Annotated in this window: 5 protein-coding genes and 1 pseudogene; 3 read left to right on the forward strand and 3 right to left on the reverse strand. The window is 67.5% G+C overall.

What is annotated here, in order from left to right:
* Positions 1-72: 72 nt before the first annotated feature.
* Both GJ633_RS14145 and GJ633_RS14150 read right to left on the reverse strand, forming a co-directional pair.
* A complete protein-coding gene (locus tag GJ633_RS14145) occupies positions 73-663 on the reverse strand; it encodes a hypothetical protein (protein WP_231741367.1) in 591 nt (196 codons plus the stop codon).
* A gap of 5 nt (positions 664-668) precedes the next feature.
* On the reverse strand, positions 669-998 hold the full coding sequence (locus tag GJ633_RS14150; protein ID WP_156589329.1) for a transcription factor S: 330 nt from the start codon (positions 996-998) through the stop codon (positions 669-671).
* Positions 999-1,102: 104 nt separating this feature from the next.
* On the opposite strand from GJ633_RS14150, the gene GJ633_RS14155 reads away from it, so the two are divergent.
* From GJ633_RS14155 to GJ633_RS14165, 3 genes are all read left to right on the forward strand, one after another.
* A complete protein-coding gene (locus GJ633_RS14155) occupies positions 1,103-1,951 on the forward strand; it encodes a TatD family hydrolase (RefSeq protein ID WP_156589330.1) in 849 nt (282 codons plus the stop codon).
* Between the two features lie 129 nt (positions 1,952-2,080).
* Positions 2,081-2,668: a DUF2150 family protein gene (locus GJ633_RS14160; protein WP_156589331.1), complete on the forward strand. Its 588-nt coding sequence runs from the start codon at positions 2,081-2,083 to the stop codon at positions 2,666-2,668.
* A 323-nt stretch (positions 2,669-2,991) separates the two neighbouring features.
* Positions 2,992-3,876 carry a mechanosensitive ion channel family protein gene (locus GJ633_RS14165; RefSeq protein WP_156589332.1) on the forward strand — a complete coding sequence of 295 codons (885 nt, stop codon included), beginning with the start codon at positions 2,992-2,994 and terminating at the stop codon, positions 3,874-3,876.
* A gap of 158 nt (positions 3,877-4,034) precedes the next feature.
* Here GJ633_RS14165 and GJ633_RS14170 read toward each other — a convergent pair.
* Positions 4,035-4,760, reverse strand: a pseudogene (locus GJ633_RS14170) (DUF63 family protein); the annotation flags it as partial.

Consider the following 4,760-nt stretch of genomic DNA (forward strand, 5'->3'; position numbering starts at 1 on the left):
CGTCGGCGAGCCGGCGGCGGGTCGGTGGCGGGCTGGCGGCGGCTCGCTGGCCCGTCCCCCGGCGGACGAAACTCACCGCAACCCCTCGATCAGCTCCGCAGCCATCCGCTCGCCGCGGGCGGGGTCGTACCCCTCCATCCGGAGGTGCGCGAGCGGGGCCACGTACGGGTTTCGCTCCCAGTGGGCCCACACCTCAGTCGAGCCGTCGGGGGCTGGAAACAGCCGCACGTGGACCTGCCAGTCGCCGGTGATCCCCTCGGGCCGGTGGACGAAGCTCCCCACCTCGTGGACCGTCTCGCCGTCGCGGTCGTACGCGTGGAAGTACGCGCGCGCCAGCTCGGAGAAGCCGCAGTCCGGGAGTCGCTCTCTGGTCTCCGCGGGCGACACCGGGAGCGTTCCGGCGTATTCGTCTTCGGGCGGCGGCAGCACTCGGACGTGCTCCGGGACACGCCCCGCGGGGAGCGGCGAGAGCAGACGCCCGACGGCCAGCCGAATCCGCCAGAACCCGACGGCCCGGACGAGGGAAAGCGCCGCGACCGCGAGGATCGCTACCGGGAGCAGTCCGGCTCGCGGCCGTCGCGCGGCGAACCGCCCGGAGGGTCCCCCGACGCGTCGCTGACGACGCCGCTCCGAGAGCCCTCGGAGGAGATCCGGCCACCCCATTGGCGTCAGTTGTACCCGCGCCAGCGCCGGCCGCACTCCTTGCACTTGAAGAAGCGCGTCGGCGGCTCGTCGGCGGCGCCGGTCTGTTTGATCGTGTACCACGCCTCGCCGTGGCCGCAGGCCTCACAGACGACGTCGGTCGCGGTGGGCTTCCCCTCGAAGTTCGCGCCCTCCTCGGTTTCTATCACCTCGTCGCCGGTCTGCTCGGCCGTCGACTCGAACTGCGCGGCGAGCGCCTCGTCCCGCTCCGTGGTGGCGCCGCAGTCGTCGTTCTGACAGACCATCTCGCCGTCCCGCGAGACCATCATCGAACCGCAGTCGTCACAGAACTGCATATACCGCGGACTACGGTGCCGAGCCCCTTAGCTCCCGTGACCGCGCCCGGCGTCCGTCGAGGCGGGACCGAGGCCTATAATTCGCCGCGGACGAACGCCCGACCATGACCGAAGACCTCGGCACGCCGGTGCTCGACAACCACCTCCACCTCGACCCGCGACACGGCCGCGGCATCGAGGCCGTCGAGGACTTCGCGCGCCTCGGCGGCACGCACCTGCTCGTGGTGAACAAGCCCTCGTGGCTGCTGGGCGTCGAACCCGACGAGCCGGCCGACTTCCGCGCCGTCTTCGAGGAGACGCTCGACGCCGTGAGCGCCGCGACGGAGGCGCTTCCCGGACGCGCGTGGCCCGTGCTCGGCGTCCACCCCGGGCTGATCAGCCGGCTCGTCGACGACCGCGACTTCTCGCCCGAATCGGCACGCGATCTGATGCGGGGCGGGCTGGCGGTCGCGAGCGAGTACGTCGCCGTCGGCGACGCGCTCGCGCTGAAGTCCGGCCGCCCGCACTACGAGGTGTCGGACGCGGTGTGGGAGGCGTCGAACGCGGTCACCCGGCGCGCCTTCGAACTCGGCGCCGACGTCGACTGCGCCGTTCAGCTCCACACCGAGGCCAGCGAGGACCTCACCGACCTCGCCGCCCTCGCCGAGGACGTCGGGCTCGACCCCGGCCGCGTCGTGAAACACTACGCCGCCGGCCGGCTCGCGGGTCCCGTTCCGAGCGTGATGAGCGAGAAGGACCGACTGGAGCGAGCGGCCGAGTCGGGCGAGCCGTTCCTGATGGAGACGGACTTCGTCGACGACCCCGACAGGCCGGGGATGGTGCTCGGGCCGAAGACGGTCCCGCGCCGGGTGCGCTGGCTGCTGGAGGAGGGGTACGACGAGGCGGTTCGGCGCGCGCACGTCGAGACGCCCGCGGCGGTGTACGGTATCGACACCGAGGAGACCTTGGAGTGACCCCGAGAGGGGGGCGGCGCGACGTCGAGCCGAGACCGAATCCGTACTCCGTCGTCGTACGGGTGTGACGCCGTCTCTCTCGGCGATCGATAGGAAAGGCATTTGAAGCGGCCGGGCGACGTACCTGACATGACAGACGAGGACGGCGTCGAGACGTTCTATACCGAGGAACGCTGGCAGAACTGGCTGGACCGGCTGGCCGAGGAGGAGCTCGACCCCGAGGACGAGGACTCCGCCCGGCTGCTGTTGAACCTCCAAGACGACGCGGCGATCGCCGTCGTGAAAGTGCTCGCGGCGTTCGACGAGGACCGGATCGACGAGGAGCGCGCGGTCGAAGAGATCCAGACCATCCGCGACATCGTGCTCGCCGACGTGTCGTTCGACGACGAGGACGCGCTCATGCTGATCGACGGCGTCCAGACGTCGCTCGTCCCCGTCTTCTACGCGGCCGAGGAGTACGTCGTCGGCGGCGTCGTCGAGGGCGACGTCGACGAGTTCGTCCGCGCCGCCGCCGACGCCGAGAGCGAGGACGACCTCGACGCCGCGCTCGGGTATATCGTCCAGGCCGGCACCCGCATCATCGACGGCGAGGGGCTCGACATCGAACTCGCCGAGGAACTGGAGTACGGGCTCGTCTCCGAGTGGGTCAACGGACTCGACTCGCTGCAGTCCGCCATCGAAGACCCCGAGGTCGTCGAAGAAGACGAGGACGTTTGAGCCGGCTACCGTTCCGGTATCGCCGCGCCGTCCCCGCGTCGCGGTTACGTCGGGGGCCCTCTCGCCTGCCGGACTTCCCTTTCCGGACCGCTGTTCGCCTCTCGCGACTCATTTCGCCTCCCGCAATTTCCGCGACTATCGCGCCGAACGCGATTGCCGCTGTGGAGGGTAACATAAACGCGATGTCATAGAGCACGTCACGAGAGTATGCATACCATGATGCGGGTGCATCTGCCGTTAGCGTGCTTGTTACTCGAATACTCAAAAATCAGGGTATCGTAAAAAAGTCGGTATGTTATCCGTGTCCTCCTTGATGTGAACTTATGAAAATACCACTCCAGCAGGGGATCTCTCTCGATCCACAACAGTACATTCCGCCGATCGTCAGTGCGGTTACGACGGTCGTGTTATTCGTTGTCGTGTTCGTACTCATCTACCTGCTCGGCAAGTATTTCGTAACCCGAGCGGTGGAACACGGTCTCAGGCGTCGGGACTTTGATGAGGCACTGATCGGTCTGGTGGTAAGCACGACAGTCCTAATCATCGCCGTCGTGGCAGTAGCGCTAGCCGCTACAGTTACCGGTTTCGGCGTCGTGCTGGCTGCGTTCGCAATCCTCGCCGGTGCGCTCGCTCTTGCTGTCGGGTTTGCCGCCCAAGATCTCATCGCCAACTTCGTCGCCGGCGTGTTCATCATTCAGGACGAACCGTTCACGGTTGGTGACTGGATCGAATGGGGCGGGAACAGTGGCGTCGTTCGAGAGATCCAACTGCGAGTGACGAAACTGGACACGTTCGACAACCAACTGGTCACCGTTCCGAACAGCGATCTCGCCAATGCAGCGGTGATCAATAACGTGGCGAATGATCAACGTCGAGTGGCAGTTGACTTCGGTATCGGGTACGACGACGACATCACACAGGCACGCAATGCCATTCTCGACGAGGGGACCCACATTGCCGGCGTTCTTGAGGAGCCGGCACCTACTGCGGCTGTCAGTGGACTCGGTGACTCGGCTGTTGTGCTCCAAGGCCGGATCTGGATTGACCCGAACGAGAGTAGCTACGGAGCAATACGTGCGCAATTCGTCGAAGTGGTCAAGCAGCGCTTCGATAGCGAAGGGATCGACATGCCGTACCCCAATACGGAACTCTCAGGTGGTATCGAGATCACAAACGTCGATGGGGTCGAGAGGGTTACCGGCAACTGAGGGTACAGATTGTGATCTGCTGAATGGTCTCTCGTACGCGGTTTAACACTATGCTACGATATTGCCCTCTACATCGGTCTGTGAATATCCTCCTCTGGGCAAATCGACGGATCGAAGAACGGGCGCGAGGACTGTTCTATGACACCCTCGCTGTCGGTTCAGCCCGCCACGGCGAACAGCAGGAGATTGTGCGCTCCCGGTCCGAGGCCGACCGCCGCGACGAACCCGAGCAGGAGGTACCCCTCGCCCGGCGTCTCGCGCACGTAGTCCGCGAACAGCCAGACGACGGCGGTCGCGACGGCGAGCTTGACGAGCAGGAACAGCCATCCCTCGCCGAACACCGGCACGGCCGGGACCGGGCCGAGTTCGAGCAGGAACCGCGAGACTGGCGTCCGCTCGCCGAACCCGAGCTGGGTCGTCCCGACCGCGGTTGAGGCGCCGTCGAGCGCGTGGCCGAACACGGTCAGCGCCCCGACGCCTCCGGTCACCGCCGCCTCCGGCACAGCACGGATCAGCCCGACCCAGCGCCCGCGGGCGATCGGGACCGCGAGCGCAAGCGCGAGCGCGGACCAACGGACGCCGGACGCGGAGAGCCCCTCGCCGACCGCGACGCCGACGACCGGCAGGAGCAGCGCGCCGCCCGCGCCGGCGAGCACGGTCGGTACGCGGCGTCTGCCGTCTGCGCCGTGCTCGCCGGCCGCGAGTGCCTCCGCGAGCAGCCACGTCGCGCCGGCGAGCACGGCGACCGTGAGGTACACCGTGGGGGGAACCGGCGAGCGGCGCGACCGCCCGCGGGAGCGCGCCGACGACGTACAGCACGTGGGCGGCGGACCCGAGGACCATCCACGGCGCGAGCGCCAGCACGCTGGCGGCGTCGATCCCGG

Source organism: Halorubrum sp. CBA1125 (assembly GCF_009742825.1).
In the GTDB taxonomy this organism is placed as follows: Archaea; Halobacteriota; Halobacteria; order Halobacteriales; family Haloferacaceae; genus Halorubrum.

Bases quoted from the DNA above. Each gene is read 5' to 3' on its own strand.
- GJ633_RS14145 (WP_231741367.1), bottom strand. From the start codon at position 663: ATGGGGTGGCCGGATCTCCTCCGAGGGCTCTCGGAGCGGCGTCGTCAG.
- GJ633_RS14150 (WP_156589329.1), bottom strand. From the start codon at position 998: ATGCAGTTCTGTGACGACTGCGGTTCGATGATGGTCTCGCGGGACGGC.
- GJ633_RS14155 (WP_156589330.1), top strand. From the start codon at position 1,103: ATGACCGAAGACCTCGGCACGCCGGTGCTCGACAACCACCTCCACCTC.
- GJ633_RS14160 (WP_156589331.1), top strand. From the start codon at position 2,081: ATGACAGACGAGGACGGCGTCGAGACGTTCTATACCGAGGAACGCTGG.
- GJ633_RS14165 (WP_156589332.1), top strand. From the start codon at position 2,992: ATGAAAATACCACTCCAGCAGGGGATCTCTCTCGATCCACAACAGTAC.